This is a genomic window from Gilliamella sp. B2785, from assembly GCF_026537005.1.
GTDB classification, from domain to species: domain Bacteria; phylum Pseudomonadota; class Gammaproteobacteria; order Enterobacterales; family Orbaceae; genus Gilliamella; species Gilliamella apicola_E.
Genome location: NZ_JAFNNC010000002.1, coordinates 62,469 through 83,340 on the forward strand (window position 1 = coordinate 62,469; position 20,872 = coordinate 83,340).

14 protein-coding genes and 5 tRNA genes are annotated in these 20,872 nt (G+C 34.9%); 6 read left to right on the top strand and 13 right to left on the bottom strand.

Features of this window, described 5'->3' with window-relative positions; translation table 11 throughout:
- Positions 1-2: 2 nt before the first annotated feature.
- From lepB to J3U24_RS02600, 6 genes are all read right to left on the bottom strand, one after another.
- Positions 3-1,001 carry a signal peptidase I gene (gene lepB / locus J3U24_RS02575; protein ID WP_267336782.1) on the bottom strand — a complete coding sequence of 333 codons (999 nt, stop codon included), beginning with the start codon at positions 999-1,001 and terminating at the stop codon, positions 3-5.
- A 20-nt stretch (positions 1,002-1,021) separates the two neighbouring features.
- On the bottom strand, positions 1,022-2,818 hold the full coding sequence (gene lepA, locus J3U24_RS02580; RefSeq protein ID WP_065562181.1) for a translation elongation factor 4: 1,797 nt from the start codon (positions 2,816-2,818) through the stop codon (positions 1,022-1,024).
- A 139-nt stretch (positions 2,819-2,957) separates the two neighbouring features.
- Positions 2,958-3,854 (bottom strand): MucB/RseB C-terminal domain-containing protein, encoded by an 897-nt coding sequence (locus J3U24_RS02585; RefSeq protein ID WP_065734314.1) that lies wholly within the window; start codon positions 3,852-3,854, stop codon positions 2,958-2,960.
- A gap of 99 nt (positions 3,855-3,953) precedes the next feature.
- A complete protein-coding gene (locus tag J3U24_RS02590) occupies positions 3,954-4,511 on the bottom strand; it encodes an RseA family anti-sigma factor (protein ID WP_065562183.1) in 558 nt (185 codons plus the stop codon).
- 47 nt (positions 4,512-4,558) lie between these two features.
- On the bottom strand, positions 4,559-5,131 hold the full coding sequence (gene rpoE, locus J3U24_RS02595) for an RNA polymerase sigma factor RpoE (RefSeq protein ID WP_065562184.1): 573 nt from the start codon (positions 5,129-5,131) through the stop codon (positions 4,559-4,561).
- A gap of 201 nt (positions 5,132-5,332) precedes the next feature.
- Positions 5,333-7,804 (bottom strand): class I adenylate cyclase, encoded by a 2,472-nt coding sequence (locus J3U24_RS02600; RefSeq protein ID WP_267336781.1) that lies wholly within the window; start codon positions 7,802-7,804, stop codon positions 5,333-5,335.
- A 107-nt stretch (positions 7,805-7,911) separates the two neighbouring features.
- Between J3U24_RS02600 and J3U24_RS02605 the strand changes: the two genes are divergently transcribed.
- The 3 genes from J3U24_RS02605 to J3U24_RS02615 all read left to right on the top strand — a co-directional run bounded on the left by J3U24_RS02605 (position 7,912) and on the right by J3U24_RS02615 (position 11,357).
- Positions 7,912-8,538 (top strand): NUDIX hydrolase, encoded by a 627-nt coding sequence (locus tag J3U24_RS02605; RefSeq protein WP_065562186.1) that lies wholly within the window; start codon positions 7,912-7,914, stop codon positions 8,536-8,538.
- Positions 8,539-8,855: 317 nt separating this feature from the next.
- On the top strand, positions 8,856-9,656 hold the full coding sequence (locus J3U24_RS02610) for a YdgH/BhsA/McbA-like domain containing protein (RefSeq protein WP_065734310.1): 801 nt from the start codon (positions 8,856-8,858) through the stop codon (positions 9,654-9,656).
- Between the two features lie 291 nt (positions 9,657-9,947).
- Positions 9,948-11,357 (top strand): hypothetical protein, encoded by a 1,410-nt coding sequence (locus J3U24_RS02615; RefSeq protein WP_141677476.1) that lies wholly within the window; start codon positions 9,948-9,950, stop codon positions 11,355-11,357.
- A gap of 115 nt (positions 11,358-11,472) precedes the next feature.
- Here the strand turns inward: J3U24_RS02615 and J3U24_RS02620 are convergent.
- From J3U24_RS02620 to J3U24_RS02650, 7 genes are all read right to left on the bottom strand, one after another.
- Positions 11,473-11,547 (bottom strand) — tRNA-Gln (locus J3U24_RS02620).
- A 22-nt stretch (positions 11,548-11,569) separates the two neighbouring features.
- Positions 11,570-11,654: transfer RNA gene (locus J3U24_RS02625), tRNA-Leu, on the bottom strand.
- A 70-nt stretch (positions 11,655-11,724) separates the two neighbouring features.
- A tRNA-Gln gene (locus tag J3U24_RS02630) sits at positions 11,725-11,799 on the bottom strand.
- A 25-nt stretch (positions 11,800-11,824) separates the two neighbouring features.
- Positions 11,825-11,909: transfer RNA gene (locus tag J3U24_RS02635), tRNA-Leu, on the bottom strand.
- 37 nt (positions 11,910-11,946) lie between these two features.
- Positions 11,947-12,023 (bottom strand) — tRNA-Met (locus tag J3U24_RS02640).
- Between the two features lie 117 nt (positions 12,024-12,140).
- Complete coding sequence (locus J3U24_RS02645; protein ID WP_324123766.1) at positions 12,141-13,232, bottom strand: multifunctional CCA tRNA nucleotidyl transferase/2'3'-cyclic phosphodiesterase/2'nucleotidase/phosphatase; 1,092 nt, start codon at positions 13,230-13,232, stop codon at positions 12,141-12,143.
- Positions 13,233-13,841, bottom strand: coding sequence for a TIGR04211 family SH3 domain-containing protein (locus J3U24_RS02650; protein ID WP_267336779.1), 609 nt, complete (start codon positions 13,839-13,841; stop codon positions 13,233-13,235).
- Between the two features lie 226 nt (positions 13,842-14,067).
- On the opposite strand from J3U24_RS02650, the gene J3U24_RS02655 reads away from it, so the two are divergent.
- From J3U24_RS02655 to J3U24_RS02665, 3 genes are all read left to right on the top strand, one after another.
- Positions 14,068-16,185 carry an alpha-galactosidase gene (locus J3U24_RS02655; RefSeq protein ID WP_267330125.1) on the top strand — a complete coding sequence of 706 codons (2,118 nt, stop codon included), beginning with the start codon at positions 14,068-14,070 and terminating at the stop codon, positions 16,183-16,185.
- A 329-nt stretch (positions 16,186-16,514) separates the two neighbouring features.
- Positions 16,515-17,519 (top strand): substrate-binding domain-containing protein, encoded by a 1,005-nt coding sequence (locus tag J3U24_RS02660; RefSeq protein WP_065734305.1) that lies wholly within the window; start codon positions 16,515-16,517, stop codon positions 17,517-17,519.
- A gap of 202 nt (positions 17,520-17,721) precedes the next feature.
- Positions 17,722-20,820: a beta-galactosidase gene (locus J3U24_RS02665; RefSeq protein WP_416380468.1), complete on the top strand. Its 3,099-nt coding sequence runs from the start codon at positions 17,722-17,724 to the stop codon at positions 20,818-20,820.
- The last annotated feature ends 52 nt before the right edge of the window (positions 20,821-20,872 follow it).

Sequence of the window (20,872 nt, forward strand, 5' to 3'; positions counted from 1 at the left end):
AGTTAGTGGATTCCACCTATACGGCTAAAACGAATTCCTGTTGGCCATTGATCAGGTTGTTTTTCAAAACTGATCCAAATAGTTGTAGCTCGACCAACAAAGTTTTTTTCAGGAACAAAGCCAAAATATCGACTGTCACCGCTGTTATCACGGTTATCACCCATCATAAAATAGTTATCTTGTGGAACAACCCATGTTCCGATCGGTTGACCATTTTGATGATAAAAATAACTTGTATCTTCCATTTTTCCAGGCGTTGTTAGAACATCGTGAGTAATTTCACCTAAGGTTTCTTGTTGAATTTTCATATCTAATGTAATTCTAGAGTTAGAATCAACAATACCCTTGTCTTTATATTGTTCTATTGTATAGAAGTCCGGGTTTTTCCCCATTTCGTTCACTTCTTTCCAATCACTTGCTTGGGGTTGAGTATAATGTAAATCTAATGGTTCAGAACGCTGACCAACACAATTATTATCGGTTGATTGACAAGCTGGATAAATGAGAATTTTCTTTTCATTAGACAAATAGACAATTTTATCGCCAGGTAAACCTACAACGCGTTTAATAATATCTCTATTTGATCCATCGGGGTGTTTGAAAACCGCAATTTCACCGCGTTTTGGGTAGCCAGTTGAAATTAAGACAGTATTGGTGATCGGATCGCGTAATCCATATGAAAACTTTTGAACAGCAATAAAATCACCAACTAATAGTGTTTGCATCATTGACCCTGAAGGAATTTGAAATGGTTCATATATAAATGATCGAATAACAAAAACCACAAAAAGAACAGGGAAAAACGATGCTAAATTTTCAATCCAGCCTTTAGGTTTTCCAACTTCTGCCAAAATTTTACCATCAATTTCACCATTAGCTTGCTTACGAATCTCTTCAACTTTACGTTGTCTAGCTGGTTTCCATCGGTACTTCTCTAAAAACCAAAAGATCGCAGTAATGAATGTTGCTATTGTTAATATGATGGCGAATAAGTTAGCCATTTTTTATCCTCTTTAACTGATTAATCTTTACCAACATGTAGAATAGCTAAAAACGCTTCTTGCGGTAATTCTACATTACCTACTTGTTTCATGCGCTTTTTACCTTCTTTTTGTTTTTGTAAAAGTTTTTTCTTACGACTTACATCACCACCATAGCATTTAGCTAAAACATTTTTACGAAGTTGTTTAACTGTTGAACGAGCTATGACGTGGTTGCCAATTGCAGCTTGAATCGCGATATCAAATTGCTGACGCGGAATAAGATCTTTCATCTTTTCGACTAGTTCACGCCCACGATATGGTGCATTGTCTTTATGGGTAATGAGTGCTAATGCATCAACACGTTCACCATTAATTAATACATCAAGCCTAACCATGTCAGCGACTTGGAAACGTTTGAAGCTGTAATCTAAAGAGGCATAACCACGTGAAGTTGATTTCAGTTTGTCGAAGAAATCTAAAACAACTTCAGTCATTGGAATTTCGTAAGTTAATGCAACTTGATTACCATGATAAACCATATTGGTTTGTACACCGCGCTTTTCAACACATAGAGTAATTACATTACCTAAATACGTTTGTGGAACTAATATGTTACATTCAGCTATAGGTTCACGAAGTTCTTGAATGTTATTCACTGCAGGTAATTTTGCAGGGCTATCAACATAGATAATTTCATTTTGAGTAGTCAAAACCTCATAAACTACTGTTGGTGCAGTAGTAATTAAATCAAGATTATACTCTCTTTCTAATCGTTCTTGAATGATTTCCATATGCAATAAGCCAAGGAAACCACAACGGAAACCAAATCCTAACGCACCAGAATTTTCAGGTTCATAAAAAAGCGAGGCATCGTTAAGACTTAGTTTTCCTAATGCATCACGAAATGCTTCGTAATCATCAGAACTGGTTGGAAATAATCCTGCATATACTTGAGGTTTAACTTTTTTAAATCCTGGTAGTGGCTTGTCTGCTGGAGATTTTGCTAAAGTTAACGTGTCCCCTACAGGTGCTCCTAATATATCTTTGATTGCACAAACAACCCAACCTACTTCACCACAATGCAAGCAGTCTTTATCTATTTGTTTTGGAGTAAAGATCCCTAGGCGATCAACATTATAAGTCATTCCTGTACTCATAACTTTGATTTTATCACCTTTATTTAACTCACCATTCTTGATACGAATTAGTGATACAACACCTAAATAGTTATCAAACCATGAATCAATAATTAGTGCTTGTAGTGGTGCATTCGAATCACCTTCTGGCGCAGGGATATCATGAACGAGTTGTTCAAGCACATCAACCACACCTACTCCGGTTTTAGCCGAGCATCTTACTGCATTGCTAGCATCAATACCAACAATGTCTTCAATCTCTTCTGCCACTCTTTCTGGTTCGGCTGCCGGTAAGTCGATTTTATTAAGTACTGGTACAACCTCAAGGTCCATATCAAGTGCTGTATAACAGTTTGCAAGAGTTTGCGCTTCAACACCTTGCCCTGCATCAACAACAAGTAATGCACCTTCACATGCAGCAAGTGAACGAGAAACTTCATATGAAAAATCCACATGTCCTGGTGTATCGATGAAGTTTAGCTGATATGTTTGGCCATCTTTAGCATGATAATCTAAAGTAACACTTTGTGCTTTAATTGTAATACCACGTTCACGTTCCAGATCCATTGAGTCTAAAACTTGAGCTTCCATTTCACGATCAGAAAGTCCTCCACAGATTTGGATAATACGATCAGAAAGCGTTGATTTACCATGGTCAATATGAGCAATAATTGAAAAATTGCGGATATTTTTATTCATATCAATAAGTTATATTTTAGTTATGTACTGTTAATTATCGTTAGTGTTATTGGCTATAAATAACAAGTCAAATAATCACGAAAATAGAAGCAAACATTCTACACATTAATGGTCAGTAAGCATAGTGTTATCGAGAGGTTTACGGCGATTTCTCAACAATATTTTGGGCAATTCTTTCAATTGTCCCTTCAGGTAAATTACCAATAATAATAATATTTTTGTTACCCAGATTAGTTGAGAATATTGTTCTTCCGCCCTGCTGAATAAGTTGATTAGGTTGACTTGCTTGCTCTAAAGAGACATTTACTGTAAAAGAAAATACGCCATCAGAAAACAATTTAGTTGCAATATCAGAACTATAAAAATTGACATTATACGCCGCTATTTCTTTAAATCCTTTTGGCAACCATGCTAAGCGCCAAGCATCAAGTAAATTATTCTGTTTTTCAATTGATAATAAAATTGGGTAAGTTCGATTATCAATATAATTTTTGAATTTTTTAACATCGAAATCAACATCGATATCAACAACTTTTAATTGATTAACAATGTCATTATCATCATCAATTAAGTCTATTCGTAATGGTAAGAAAGTCTCATCATCGATCCATATAACATAGCTATAGCGATCTTTGTCTTTTGCAATTATTTTAACTAATTGAGCACCACGATTTGCCGTTCTAGTTTTACCTAATAAAATAAAATCATAAATATTCGCTAATGAATTAAAGTCATTATAAATTACATCAGGAAATGCCTCTGTTATGCGAGAACTAGCAATCGAAAATGAAGGGCTATCAGGTTGAAAATAACTGGTGGTGTTGTTATGCAAGATAATCTCTTTTGCTGGACCTTCAAGATAAAGCAATTGCGCATTAATATTTTCTTTTTTAGCTGCGCCTAAGTGATTATATTCAAAAGTTGAGCCAAATTGTTCTCTATCTTGTGATACAAAATGAATTTGATAATCATTGATTTGCACCGCTTTACTCATTTTATTTAATAAATTTAACGCTTCATTTGTTTCTGTTGCCATGGTTGAGGCAGAAAACAATATAAAAAACAGAGTAATAATAAAATTATTACTCTGTTTTAGCTTTATTTTTATTAAAGAAAATAGAAAATTCATTTTTATTTAACGGGCATTTAACCTTTTTTGTAATTCATAATCTTGAACGAGCAATCTAATTTTATCGTATTGTCTTTTTTCAAGTAATTGCTTGTCATTATGTTGTATTCCACCAACAGGAGCTACATTAACACCCATAGGAACAGTATTAAGCGTTGGAGCACCACTTGCATCGTCCGATTGACCTTGATGATATTGAACACCAGCAATAATTGCTAATGTAACACAAGCAGCAAGTCCAACTTGGCTAACTTTAGCCACAACATCTTTAATTCGCACCCAAAATAGATTTTCAGCTTTAGGAATTGAAATCTCATCTTGAGAAGGTTGCTCTGTTAATTGTGGGTATAAATCATCATCCGCAATCGCCATAGCAACTTGATTGCTAATATCTAATGTTAATGAACTACCGTGCAATTCTCCTCGCATTGCTTCTCTTGCGATATGATAGCGATGCCAGCAGGATTGCAAACTTTCATCATGGCTAACGACATCAACAAAGTTATCGTCTGTAAACTCACCATCCATCAATAATGAAAGTTGCTGCTTCTGTTCTATTTGCATAGTAGATACCTTAATTTCTTGCTACCTATTTTAATTTGTTCAAACCACTAACTAATTAATGGTTTTATTTTTTCATCAATAGCATCACGTGCTCTAAAAATACGTGATCTCACAGTTCCGACTGGTGTACCCATAATTTCAGCTATTTCCTCATAACTTAATCCATCAATTTCACGTAGTGTGATGGCGGTTCTTAAATCATCAGGTAATGCTTCAATTGCTTCAAATACTACTCTTTCAACTTCTTTAGAAAGAACTAAACTTTCAGGGTTATCGACATCTCTTAATGAGTCTGCACCTTCGTAACTTTCCGCTTCACTTGCATCAATATCCGAAGATGGTGGTCGTCTGCCTTGCGAAGTTAAGTAATTCTTTGCAGTATTAACCGCGATTCGATACAACCAAGTATAAAAAATACTTTCACCTTTAAAAGAGCTTAATGAACGATAAGCTTTAATAAAAGTTTCTTGCACAACATCAGGTATTTCAGAAGGTAAAACATAACGTGATACCAAATGAGCTAGCTTATTTTGATAACGTACCACAAGTAAATTAAACGCATTTTTATCTCCGTTTAAAACGCGATCTACTAAAACTTGGTCTGTTATTTGCTCCCCCATTAAAGGCCATCCCTCATTATATTATCACTATTAGTGTGGCCCAAAATTGTGCACTCTAACAGTTAGATTCATAAATTTAAAAAAAGTTCCCATTATTTTAATAGAAATTTCATTTTCATTGCTAATTCTTTTATTTTTTATCATGTTGCATACTAAAAAAGTACGTTCCTCAACTTTTTTTAATATACTTTTTGAACAAAATTAATTAAGTAAGAAGATTTCGCGTTCACCAGCATCGTTGTATGTAATTTGGTAAAATTGCGGTAAATTAAAATTAACAGAGCTACTGGTGGTAAACGTAAAGCGGTCATCAGATAATACATAAAAATCATTAATATCCTTGACCATGTTCTCTTTGGTACCGTTACAATTACGGTAAATTTCGATCTGATTATGCTCGTTTAAAATGTATAAATCAAATCCATTTGCGGTATCTTCAAAAAAGAATTGAATAATACCTTCATAAGCGACGCTATCTATCTCTTTAGGTAATTCATTACTTTCATCTAAAATATTTAGTGGTCTACCTTGAACTTTGTTGTTTGATACTGCACCATAAAAATCAATAGCACTTTCAAATTGATGGAATGACACGCCAAACCGTTCGAAGAATAGATACCAAGACGCCCCATCAATTCTCAATGGCTTAACTTGTGTTGAATTATTTTTAGTTGTCGATAATCTCAAATCAACACAATTGTACATCAGCCTTTTCATTTGATTTTTAATTTCATTACTTAGCTGGTTACTATAACAAAAGATTTCGACCGAATTGGGTAAATCAGCATCTTTGTGCATACGATTGAGTAAAGCTTTTATAGCTTCTAGCACACACAAAGTACCACTAAAATGCAAGACCCGAATTTCATTCCATGAGTTACGATAAAGCAAATCAATTGAGCTAACCAAACTTAATTCTTGCTTACCATAGTTTAGAACATTAGTGCTGATTTCATCTTCTAACTTTAAATTAACCGTTGGATCGTTTTCTAAATTCAATATGATTGCTAAATGGCGTATTTCACACGGACCATATAATTGTTCTTCTGTTGCTGTTGGAACATCAATTGGAAAGTAATTTTTCAGATCTTCAATCAGTTTGGTGATTTTTTTGTTATCACGGTCATCACCATCATAATAGTAAAATTGAGTTGAATCTGAAATCAAACCATTAAAGTAACACCAACCAACTAATTTGACTAAGTATTTACTATATTCTAGATATTGATGTCCAACAATCGAATTGAGTTTAGGTTTTTGGTTATAAACATACCAACCAGCTCGGTTAATCCGGTCTTCTTTAACATGGATAAAAGTTAAAACATCTTCCTGTAAATTATCAGAAATATTCAATTTCAATGTAGAGATTTTACCAGGAAGAACTTCAAAAGATGCATATAATTTGCGAGTCAGTATTGCTAGATCTTGTGGGCTAATCAATGAATCTAAATTGTTACGACGGCCAAAATTGAGCAAATTTCGATAACCCGTCATCATAGTATGTAGTAATATTTCGTGTATTTCACGAACTTGTTCTATTTTCCAAGTTTTACTAGCATCTAATTTTTCCAATAATGATTGTTGCCACCCCCAATTTTGTACAAATTCATTTAATATGTCACGTCGCCATGACGATGAATTTGCTTTTTGTGACAATTTTTCATTCACTTTTAAATAAAAGCAATGTCTAACTAATTCCAGTCGTTGAAAATCTCTAATATTTGTTAAATAGTTTGAGATCCTATCCAATAACATCGAGTATGAATCAAGATAGTGATGGGAATGGATTTCTCCTTTTTGAATTAATTCCCGCATATCAAACGCGATAGGCCTATTTTTTGGATAGATCGAAGAATAAGCTTCAAGTAATAATGTTTTTAATACTGCTTTGAATGGTGAATCGATACTTTTATACAGTTGCCATAAACTTGCACCAAAGTACTCTTCAGCAGATAAACCCGTCAAAGGTCCAAAATCAATCCATTCTTCGCGTTTGATGATATTCGATACAACTAATGCCTGAACACATTTTTCATAGGTTGGATAAGTGACGTCATTGACTGTAAAATCAGAAGGAATCGCAAACCATAACAGACGTTTACCTGCTAAAAGGTTGGCTGAACGGTAAAATTCTTCGAGTAGTAATATGTGCTGTGCAGATCCACAGTTTTCACCCATTAGACATTCATGATGTTGGTTAATAAACCGATCGACGTCAACCACAAATAAAGTAAGTTTAATGCCGAGATCTTTAGCCCAAGTTTCTATTAATCTGCACTTCTTTATTAATGCTTGCTTTTTAACATCAGATAAACTATTTTCGATACAGATCCATATATCAAGATCTGATGAGGTAGATTGCCCGATGGAACATGTGCTACCCATTGAATATAATGCTGAAATATTGGCGTGATTTTTTTTATTTACCTCACTGAAATTGAACTCATTTTTTAACTGTTCAACAATTTCATTGGATGGTTGATAATACGCAATACCTAATGGAGTCTCTTCGCCCGCATAACCTGGCAGATTGGGATGGTTAAAATGAAAAAGAACTGGCAATAATGAAAAGACACGCTGAAATTCCAGAGACATACCACTTTGAGCACGTTCGTGTTTTAGTATTGCAAGATCATCAAGTTCTTTTTTTATATTATTTATATCGTATTGCATAGCATTATTCAGGTGAAACAGATGTACTATTGACGAACAATTTCTCCAATAATTTTCTATTATAGCGTAAAAAGAATGTAAATTTACAAATAAATGAAATAAATATTATGATCACCCTAGAAAAAATATCACAATCTTTGAAAAATACCAAAAACCAATTTCAATTCATGAATAAAGCTGCCGTGTTAATCCCTATTATCACTATTGAAAACCAATTGCACCTGCTTTTTCAGGTACGTTCAAAAAAACTTAAATGGCAACCAGGGGATATTTGTTTTCCTGGAGGACGAGTTGAGTTATCGGATATCAGCCCTGAATATACCGCCAAACGTGAAACTTTCGAGGAGTTGGGTATTACACTTGATCAAATTACCCTATTAGGACAATTACCTAAATTTTATGCCTCATTAGGCATGATAATTTATCCTTTTGTTGCAAAAATTGAGCATGTAGATAAATTGGATAATTTACAAATTAATCATGATGAAGTTGAGTCGGTTTTTACGGTTCCATTAGAATGGTTTATTGAGCATTCCCCCAAAAAAGCAACTATGTTTGTTGGCTTTAAACCTGATGATAATTTCCCTTTTGAATTAGTTCCAAATCGCACAGCAAATTGGCAAAAGAAATCGCAACATGATGTACACTTTTATCAGTATGGTGATTATGTCATTTGGGGATTAACTGCACAGATAATTAATTGTTTTATAAGCACCATAAATATAAATGCTTAGCTGTAATATGATGATTTATTACAAAAATAATATTATTTAATATCGCAATATTTCTTTAGCATAAAATGCTTAAAAATATATTCTTTACAAAAATTTAAAGTGATACCTACACAAATATTCTAATTGATATATACTATTTAACGGTTATTTTTCTTTTCCACAATTTCCACATTGTTTTATCTAGCTGTTTGAAAGAATTAGTAAAAGATAGATCCCGAGAGCGTTTTTCGTTTTCATACTCTCATGCAATACCCTCATAGAATAAGCGTTACAGATTGTTTTTTTATTTTTATAACATAAATACAAAGGACATTATTATGAAACGTTATAATAAATCATCTATTGCATTAGCTTTACTATTATCTCTACCTATTGCCAATATTTATGCGGCTTTACCATTAACAGCAGAAGAAAGTAATAACTTAATTCCCTTCAAAGAAATCTCTGTAACCGGTAGCTACTTACAAGCACAAAATGCAGCAGATGATATATCAAAAGCTGCAGACGAAGTTGGTGCTAAATATTATCATATAACTGGTATTGAACAACCTTCTACAGGCACATCAACTGATCGTGCAATTGTTTATGCCGATGTTTATAAATCAAATGCACCTATTGCGGTAAGCAAAGAAGAAGTTACTCACAACGGTGTTGTGCTTTATCCACGTTCAAAAGCCCTTTATTATTTACCATTTGCAGTCGTAAAATTTAAAGGTGATTATAATAACACTTCTGAAATTTTAGATGCAGCGAGTAAAATCGCTTCTGAAAAAGATGCCTATGCGTTTTATGTTTACTCAATTATTGCTGATGATGTAAAAAATCGTGAACAAGATGTTGATGTTGCATTATACAAAAAAGAGGCGCCAGTTCGTGACTTTATCATTTCTAAAGCAATCGCAGGCCAAGATGCTTATGAAATTACGAGCGAAGCATTCAAAATCATGAAGCCATATAAAACAATCGTTTTCCATGGAACATTTAATAATACCAGCGAAGTTAGCGCAGCAGCACAAAAATATGCTATCGCTAACGATGCACACTTCTACTATGTAAAAGAAATATCTAATAACCGTGCTGAAACAGCGCAAACTGTTTATGTAAATTTATATAGATAATCATTTTTTCAAGGCTGTCCATGCGTAAAAACTCTTTTTTCCGCATGGATAGTTTTTATTCAATTTTTGCATGTCAGTAATAAAAAATATCTTTATCAATAAATTAATTTTCCCACATTTTTAACATTGAAATAAGTATCAACTTAATTGAAACGTAATGATTGTATCTTTCTATTAAATTTAAGAATTAAAAGGTAAGGTAACATGATGTTATTGAAAGGATTTAAATTTAAAAAGTTTTCTCAATTTTCAATAAGGTTTATTGTTTTATTAACAAGTTCGATATTTTTAATGAGTAATTTAGCTTTTGCACTGGTAGCAGTCACAGCACAATCTATTAATGGCAATCGCCCATATTTTATCGATCCTGATGCGGTTGGTGTTAATGGTTCCCGAGAGTATGATCAACAAAACTTCCAATATTTTGGGATAAAATTCCAATCTCAGGTTTTTACGGGAATCAATGACCTAAATCGTCAACTAAAAAATATCAATTTCCCTCAAGTTGATCCCAATGCCACCACACCTAATCAATTAATGACATCGTTAAAATCTAATTATGGTCTTGACGGTACAATGATACCTTTTTCCATGTCTAATCCAGTTGACAGTCAATTAGTTGCTGATGATGATGGAGATAGTATAACTCAAATAACCCCACCCGATGGGGGATTTAAAATAGATTGGTTCTATCGCTATGATAATAAATCCTATTTATTACTTGAATCAGATAGAAACAGAACTTTTTGTGAGTTGGCAAGATTAGGTTGGAGTCCTTATATTAGAATTTCAGGCTCTATTGCTTTAGTAACGCAATATGGTGTTCCAAATTATAAAGTTTATCCAGGAGCTAAAAAAGATTTTTTGATTTACAATGCAATCAAACCAACTGTTTGTGCCAATCGTCCATCAATTGTGCATTCATTCCTCTTCGAAAATCGGGATTATACTGGTGATTGGGTCTATTTAACTTGGGGGGATGCTAATCAACACGTTATTGATTCTGGTTTCGTCAATAAAGTAAGTTCTGGTGGGTTTCCAACAACGGGATTTGATCAAGCCCGATTCCTTATGTTTATAGCTGGAGCACCATTTGATTTATCGACGATAACATCATCAAATAGTTCAAAAGGCGTGAATATAGAAATAAACCAAATTACTGTTGGCGATATAGATAGTCATCTAATTAATACAGGGCTTCAAGTAAAATTGACAGGTGAAGCAACGGATGTAAATCCTACCTTTACCATAAAATCTGATGGCGAAGATATATACACGTTTACGATTAAGAAATGGTTCACATCGCCAAGCCAAGATGTTTACCATTACAACCAAAGCGCAAGTGTTTGCAATGGTAAATATGTTGTTCCTACTATTGAGGATTTGACCAATAGCGACCAAAACCTTATAACCAATGGCCCATGTAAGTCAGATAATAATTCTGATAACTGTTTGGCTATTACAACTAATCACTATTATCGTAGGATTGGTAATAGCCTTCTAGGAGAATGGGGTAATATAACAAACGAAGGAAAACTTTATCACCACACCTACCCGGGTAACCATTTTCCTAAAGGTCATCTATATTGGACATCTGATGAACGAGATGCTACCAATCAATATACTGTTGGTACGACTATAGGAGCGATTGAGTGGCAACCAAAAAATAATGAATTATATTTCGTCTGTGTACTTAAATAATAATTGTTCTAATCATTGCGCTTGTAGATTTAAGTGCGATGATTATTACTTTTAAGTTTGACTGCACATTAATTCATTTCTCGACAGCAAACTAAAGTATTAAATTAGGTCTTAATGGCTGGGGTACCAGGATTCGAACCTGGGCATGGCGGGATCAAAACCCGCTGCCTTACCGCTTGGCTATACCCCAATTATAAAGGAGAAAAGATATCTGGTACGGGTAGTGAGATTTGAACTCGCACACCTTTCGGAACTAGAATCTGAATCTAGCGCGTCTACCAATTCCGCCATACCCGTGAAAGGAATAACTAAGAATGTAAAAAGCAAAACAGATTAGCTAATAGATATCAAAATTTGCAGATTGGAATGGCTGGGGTACCAGGATTCGAACCTGGGCGTGGCGGGATCAAAACCCGCTGCCTTACCGCTTGGCTATACCCCAATAAAGGATAGATATTAAGATTAAATGGTGCGGGTGAAGGGACTTGAACCCCCACGCCTCGCGGCGCCAGAACCTAAATCTGGTGCGTCTACCAATTTCGCCACACCCGCATAATATACTTTCGGTTAAAGTATAACTTAATCTTAATGGTGGCTACGACGGGATTCGAACCTGTGACCCCATCATTATGAGTGATGTGCTCTAACCAACTGAGCTACGTAGCCATTTCATTCGCAACGTCATAACCAACACTGCGAGGCGCATTATGCTTGTGTTACGGCAAATCGTCAACCCTTTTTTTTAGATATTTTGAAAAAAAGTGACAATTGATTAAGATGCAATCAAATACCGTTTAATAACGCTTCAATTCGCCTTTTTTGTAACTCATCTTGAATCAACTTTCCTTTATAACCTTCAGCAATAATATTTTGAACATTGACGCCATGAGCTAATTTATATGCCTTTTCTAGGTACTTTGCTTGTGGAAATGATTCTGTTTTAGCATAAGATTGGCTAGCAATAATTAATTGATTAAGATGATGAGGATTACGCCAAACATCTATTCGATTGAATAAATCAATAATTTGTTCAGCTGTTAATTGTGTCACGTTTTCAACTTTAAGACGGTATTGCTGCACCATTATCGCTAATTTTGTATATTGATTTGGTGCTTTAATTTGTGAACAAAGTTTTTCTGCCTCAGTTGTTAATTCACCAAATAATACTGCAAAACGAACCGTTAAATCATCGGTTAATAAAGTTGATTTCTTTAATGCATCTGCAACAGTATTAGAAAGAATTAATGATGGAAATAATATCGCCAAAGCACCACATTGTTTTAACACTTGAAAATAAACTTGTGGATCGGCACTTGCTAATGCCTTCTCGGTCTCTTTCCAAACACGCTCTGGAGTAAGAGTATTTATTTCTCCAGCTAAAACCATCTCTTCCATTAACTTTTGTGTTTCAGATGCGATTCTAAAACCTAAATGATAATAACGAGCAGCAAATCGAGCAACTCGTAACACTCGTAAAGGATCTTCTCTAAACGCAGGGGAAACATGACGCAATAATTTAAGTTTGATATCATCAATACCATGATAAGGATCGACAAGATTACCATCTTCATCCATGGCAATAGCATTAATAGTCAGGTCTCGGCGGATAAGATCTTGCTCTAAGGTAATATCCTTACTAAAGTCACAAATAAATCCAGTATAGCCTTTACCCGATTTTCGCTCGGTTCGAGCTAAGGCATATTCTTCTTTAGTTATGGGATGTAAAAAGACAGGGAAGTCTTTACCAACTTGTTGATAACCTAGAGCTAAAAGCTCATCGGGTGTAGAACCAACTACAACCCAATCTCGATCAAAAAGAGGAAGATGTAATAATCTATCTCGAACAGAACCGCCAACAAGATAGAATTTGCTCATTTAGCGCATCCAGCGATCTTTTTTGCGGCGACCCGGCATAATAGCTGGCAAAATTAAACCTAATAGGAATCCACCACCAGCTACTAAGCCACCATAAGTAAACCAAGTAACAATAAGGTCTCGTCGCTTGTCATCAACTTGATTTAGCATTGATTCAAGTTTAGTGTCTTGTGATTTATTGATTTGTTCTAATTCTTTATTTCTAGCTTGTAGGCTTTCAATTGTTTGTTCGGCTTGCTTTAATTTTTCGGAATAATCATTGATAGCATTTTGTCTATACTGCTCTGCGTTATCAACCTTATCTTTATATTCCGCAAGTTTTGACTCTAACGTTGGGACAAGTACTTTAAGGCTAGGTTGATCTTTTAGTTTATTTGATTCAATCCAAGCCGAGCTACCGTTAGGAAGTTGTATCCGGGTGTATTTACCGTCAGCGCTTTTCTCTAGTTCTGCAACTTTTTCCCCTGCTTTAACAGCATTCGAATAGGCATATTGAGAACCTGGACCGCGGCGAAGATAAATATCAACATTTTCAGTCACATATTTATCTGCTGCTTCAACACTAAAAACCAGCGTAATTAAAGAAAATAACGTAATAATATTTTTCATAATATTTTAAAATTTCACCCATGATTAAAAATCATAATAACACAAAATACTGCCTTTTCGCACAACCATTTGCAATAAAAATTGCTTAATTAACCATTTTAGAAAAATAAAATGGAAACGATTACATTAATTGAGATCTTAATCACAAAATTAAAAATTAATCATATTAATTAATGAAAATTATTATTATTCTATATCGGAAAAGTGATTAACCTTTGGAGAGAATATGAATTGCCATCTTAGAACCCGCGATATAGATATTATCTTACGCACCCAACCTTATGCTGAACTCTGCTATTTTGGTAAACGATTACAAAACGTAAATCTTGATGATATCGATATGCTTATACCTGCCGTACCCAATTCACGTATTGATATCGATGTCCCGTTCACCCTTTGTCCTGAGGAAGGAGTAGGAAACTTTAGCACTCCAGGACTAGAAGGTCATCGAAATGGTAAAGATTGGTCACCAGTTTTTGTTACCAAAAAAGTAACCAAGAAAAAAAATGATATAACTATAATTAGTGAAGATAGTATTGCAAAACTTCGTTTGACTAGTAAGCTGATTTTAGACGAAACCGGTGTATTACAATGTCAAAATAGTCTGACTAATCTAGGTAAAGAACCATATCAAGTCAACCGTTTATCTGTAACATTACCAATTCCTGAACGTGCACAAGAATTAATGGCATTTAGTGGTCGTTGGATTAAAGAGTTCTTTCCTCACAGAACAAAAATCGAACATTGTGGATACCTGCAAGAAAACCGCCGTGGTCGTACTTCACACGAATACTTTCCGGGTATGGTAGTTGGTACCGATGGATTTAAAGAACAAACTGGTGAAGTTTGGGGTATCCATTTAGGTTGGAGTGGTAATCATCGCATCCAAGTTGCAGTGAAAAGTAATGGTAAGCGCTTCATCCAAGCCGAAGCGCTTTATCTTGCTGGAGAAATATCATTAGCTAAAGGTGAAACTTTAAGTACTCCTTGGCTTTATGCAACCTATAGTAATGAAGGCTTAAATAAGATGAGCCAACATTTCCATCAATTTTTACGCCAAAATATTATTCATTTCGCAAGCGATAAACCTCGTCCTGTCCATCTTAATACTTGGGAAGGAATCTTCTTCGATCACAACCCAGATTACATCATGAAAATGGCGACAAAAGCAGCACAACTGGGTGTTGAACGTTTTATCATTGATGATGGTTGGTTTGGCAAACGTGATGATGATTATCAAGCATTAGGCGATTGGTATTTAGATAAACGCAAATATCCAAAAGGACTTGAACCAGTTATCAAACATGTAAAAAAACAAGGAATGGAATTTGGTATCTGGGTTGAGCCAGAAATGATCAGTAAAAACTCTGATCTTTATCGAGCACATCCTGATTGGTTACTTGAATTACCTGGCTACAATCAACCTGAAGGCCGTCATCAATACTTACTTGATTTACAAAATCCAGCGGTATTTGATTATCTACTCGAAAGATTAAATTGGTTACTCGGTAGTTATGATATTGACTATATTAAATGGGATATGAATAGAGAAATTGTTCAGGCAGGCCACGAAGGTCACCCAGCTGTAGTTGGACAAACTAATGCGGTTTATCGTTTAATGGATATTCTGCAAGAAAAATATCCTAATGTTGAAATTGAATCATGTTCTTCTGGTGGTGGTCGTATAGATTTTGAAGTGTTAAAACGTACTCAACGTTTTTGGGCCTCAGATTCGAATGATGCATTAGATAGACAAATCATACAACGAGGTATGAGCTACTTCTTCCCACCTGAGGTAATGGGTGCTCATATCGGTGGCAAAACTTGTCACACCACCTATCGTGAATTAGATATGAATTTACGAGGTTTAACAGCATTATTTGGACATATGGGTGTTGAGCTCGATCCAGTGAAAGAATCGGCAGAAGAACAAAAAGGTTTTACTCATTATATCCGTTTACATAAACAGCTACGCCCATTATTGCATAGTGGTAATAGTGTTCGTTTAGATGTTGATGATAGCGCAGCTATGCAAAGCTATGGTGTGGTCAGTCAGGATAAAAAAGAAGCAGCATTTATTATAGCGCAATTGGCATTACCGACTTATGCATTAAGTGGTAACTTACGCTTAGTTGGATTATTAGCTGATAAGCAATACAAAATCGAAATTCTAGATCTACCTGATCACATTGATCCGAAAGTAAATGGTCACGCCATGAAATCATTTCCAAAATGGATGACAACAGATACCACACTGTCAGGAGATTGGTTAATGAATATCGGCTTACCATTACCTGTACTCGATCCTGCTACCGCAATGTTAATAAAAGTTACGGCAAAATAGTACGAACTGGTTAAAATTTAACTAATTTGAGGGGAATTTAGTCAATTAATCATTCCCCTTATTAATAAATTACAACTGAAACGATTCAGGCGTCAATGCTTTGTTGGCAAAGCCAAAATTTTGCTTTATTATCATACATTAAGTCATAAAAGTGAGCAGATATCTGTATCAGCTATTTAAGATAAGTAAGAACGTATTCTGTAATATTTCATAACTTCATTATGAATCATTTTTGGCTTAGTTATTAACAGTTCTACTTAACTTGATACCAACACCAAACTAATAATAAACTTTAAAAAAGTTACGGTAATAATTTAAAAGGTTTTTTTATGGCGACAATAAAAGATGTTGCACATTTAGCTAAAGTTTCTGTTGCGACAGTCTCGCGAGTGATTAACAACGCCGAAAACGTTAGTGATACCACACGCGAAACCGTAAAAAAAGCCATGGAAAAATTAAGTTATTATCCTGATGCTAATGCTCGTGCATTATCACAACAAAACTCTAATACTATTGGAATTGTTGTGGCTGACGTATCCGATCCTTTTTTTGGCGCTATGGTTAGCACGGTAGAAAAAGTTGCATCCAAAACAGGACATTTTTTGCTAATTGGTAATGGTTACCATAATGAACAACAAGAATATAATGCAATAACTCACTTAATAGAGCATCGCTGCTCATCACTAGTTGTTCATGCAAAAATGTTACCCGATAGCAGATTGATAAAATTAATGGAGCAAGTGCCAGGGATGGTATTAATCAATCGGCTATTGAAAGGTTTTGAAAAGCGTTGTATTGCTCTAGATGACCGTTATGGTTCATATCTAGCCGTAAAACATTTAATCCAGCATGGACATACTAAAATTGGATATTTATGCTCTAACCATGAAATTTCTGACTCGTCCGATCGGTTACAAGGCTATAAAGATGCATTAATTGAACACAATATTGATGTTAATGAAAACTTTATTGCCTTCTCCTCACCTAATGAAGAAGGAGGAGAACAAGCAATGATGTCACTATTGGAACGTAATCGAGAAATTACCGCAATTGCCTGTTATAACGACTCAATGGCCGCTGGTGCAATGTCAGTGTTATATGATAACGACATAAAAATTCCAGCAGAAATTTCCATTATTGGATTTGATGATTTGCTACTTGCGCGCTATTTACATCCAAAATTAACCACCATCCGTTACCCACTTCATACAATGGCTGAACAAGCTGCGGAACTGGCATTATGCTTGGCAAAAGGCGAATCACCTTCAGCAAATTTAATTAATATATATACGCCCACCCTCTCTAAACGGTATTCAGTCTATCCAATTGAATAATTGATACAAAGTATAAATTAATCAAAGTATACCTACCAATGTAATCGCATACATAAAAAATTAAAATTATAAAAATAAAGTCAATCAAATAAAAATGTATTCGATTACACAAATGTTAACTTGATCACTGTTTTCAATAATTGAATCATTATAATTAAAAAGTCAAAAAAGATTTTAGACATTATCAGATATACTTGAACAAATGGAGAGGCTTATGAATCCGTCCCTAGATGATATTATCAACAGACAAGATTGGAATAATCTATCTGTATTAAGCATGAACAAACTTGATACCCATCCAAAATTTCATAGTTGGCGAAACAAGCAAAGTGCTAAAAATAATGCTGATTCAAGTGCCATTATTTCACTTAATGGTGACTGGTTTTTTAGTTATTATCAAAATCCTAAACAAGTACCTGTATCATGGTTAAAAAAAGAAATAGATAAAAATACTATTCCAGTTCCATCAAATTGGCAATTACATGGCTATGATGCGCCTGTTTATACTAATATCCGATATCCATTTCCTTATAATCCCCCATTTGTTCCTGAAGATAACCCAACTGGTTGCTATTCTCGCTATTTTAAAATTGATAAAAAATGGTTAAATAAAGGGGACACAAGAATTATATTTGATGGTGTCAGCTCAGCATTTCATCTTTGGTGTAACGGCAATTGGGTTGGCTATTCACAAGACAGTCGCATCGCTGCTGAATTTGATTTAACGCCTTTTTTAAAAGAAGGTGAAAATCGAATTGCTGTATTAGTATTGAAATGGTGTGATGGTAGTTATTTAGAAGATCAAGATATGTGGCGATTAAGTGGTATTTTCCGTGGAGTTTCACTACTTAACAAACCAAAATCACATTTGAGTGATATTCATGTTAAAACGGAGCTTGACGCTTGCTATCAAAATGCAATATTAACATTGCAAGTTAACGTAAAGCATGACAGTGAGATGGACATGCTAAATGTCGGTATTGAGTTATGGCAAAAAGACAAACTCATTCTTGAACAAACGCAACCAATCGGAGTATCTTTTGTTGATGAAAAAGGTGGATATAATGACCGAATGACATGCCATATCCCCGTCAATAAACCACAATTGTGGAGTGCCGAAACCCCAAATCTTTACCGACTAGTTGTTAGCTTAAATCATAAGAAAACCGGCTTGATTGAATCAGAGGCTTATAATATTGGTTTCCGAACTGTTGAAATCAAACATGGGCAACTCTGTTTAAACGGTAAACCACTTCTTATTAAAGGAACTAACCGTCACGAATTTTATCCTGATATGGGCTATGCTGTTACCGAACAAGCCATGTTGCACGATATCAAGTTAATTAAACAGCACAACTTCAACGCTGTACGTTGCAGCCATTACCCTAACGATCCTCGTTGGTATGAACTTTGTGATGAATTTGGACTATACGTAGTTGATGAAGCCAATATTGAATCGCACGGCATGTTCCCAATGTCTCGATTATCTGACGATCCTCGTTGGTTAGCAGCTTATAGTGAACGAGTAACTCGCATGGTTCAACGTGACCGAAATCATCCTGCCATAATTATTTGGTCATTAGGAAATGAATCAGGGCACGGGGCAAATCATGATGCACTATATTCATGGATAAAAAGCAATGACCCAACTCGTCCAGTACAATATGAAGGTGGTGGTGCCAATACTAAAGCTACTGACATTATTTGCCCTATGTATGCCCGAGTTGAACAAGATCAACCTCATCCTAATGTGCCTAAATGGGCGATAAAAAAATGGATATCCATGCCTGATGAAGAACGACCACTTATTTTATGTGAATATGCTCATGCAATGGGAAACAGTCTAGGTGCATTCTATAAATATTGGCAAGCCTTTAGACAATATCCTCGATTACAAGGAGGATTTATTTGGGAATGGGCTGATCATGGTATTCGTTGCCATACCAAATCTGGCGAAAGTTATTGGGCTTACGGTGGTGATTTTGGTGAAGCGTATCATGATAGACAATTTTGTTTAGACGGTTTAGTGTTTCCTGATCGCCAAGCACACCCAAGTTTAATTGAAGCTAAAAAAGTACAACAACCTTTCCAATTTAAACTTGTAAACCAAAAACCATTAGTTATTGAAGTAAAGAGTGAGTATTTATTCTATACTACTAACAATGAAACATTAGAATGGGAATTGTTGGTTGATGGTAAAATCCAACTGAGTGGTAAAGTTAAACTGACTATTTCACCTAATAACCCTATTGAACTCAAACTTATAGATGACATTGATAATAACTTTGATGGTGAAGACTTACACTTATCACTCAGAGTTATCCAAAATAGAGCTACTACTTGGTCTCCAGCAAAACACGTTGTGGCTTGGGAACAATTTAAATTAACCAATAGGTTTATTCCACAATTAGCATTTAGTAACAACAAAACATCACTAAAATTAACTGAAAATAAAACCGAATTTGTTGTTAATTGGAAGAACCAGAGTTGGCAAATCAACAAAAAAACTGGCCAACTTAGTCAATGGAGCAAAAACAAAAAACCACTATTAGCCAGCGCTATTGCAGATCAGTTTATACGAGCACCAATCGATAATGATATTGGCATTAGTGGTGACTTTGACAGTAATAACAATCCATATGCATGGGTCGAACAGTGGAAGGCGGCGGGTTACTTTGATTTAAGCCACAAATGTTTAGCAATAAGAGCATCACAAACTGAGAATTATGTGATCATTGAAGTTTTGCACAGCTACTCGGTGAAAAAACGCAAAGTTATTCAAAGTAAGTGGGTACATCAGTTTGATCTAGATGGTATCTTAACTATCTCAGTTGAAGTGGACATTGCCAATGACATGCCAGCACCAGCTCGTATAGGTTTGACGTATCAATTAAAAGGGATACCAAAACAGGTGAAATGGCTTGGCTTAGGACCACATGAAAATTATCCAGATCGAAAAACTTCAGCGATTTTTGGTGATTGGTCATTACCATTTTCTGAACTTTACACACCTTACATTTATCCATGTGAAAACGGCCTACGCTGTGATGTAAAACAATTAACACTTAATGAGATGACGATTACTGGTCATCATTTTAAATTTAACATCAATCAATATGGAACTAAACAATTGATGGAAAAAAGCCATAGACACTTATTAGAACCACAACAAGACGCCTATGTCAGTATTGATGCTTATCATATGGGAATAGGCGGTGATGATTCTTGGACACCAAATGTTCACAGTGAATATTTACTAACCGATAAACATTATCGATATCAACTAAAATTTAAATGTTGATTCACATAATTTCTTCAAAAAATTAAAGGCACAACTATTTGTGCCTTTTTAT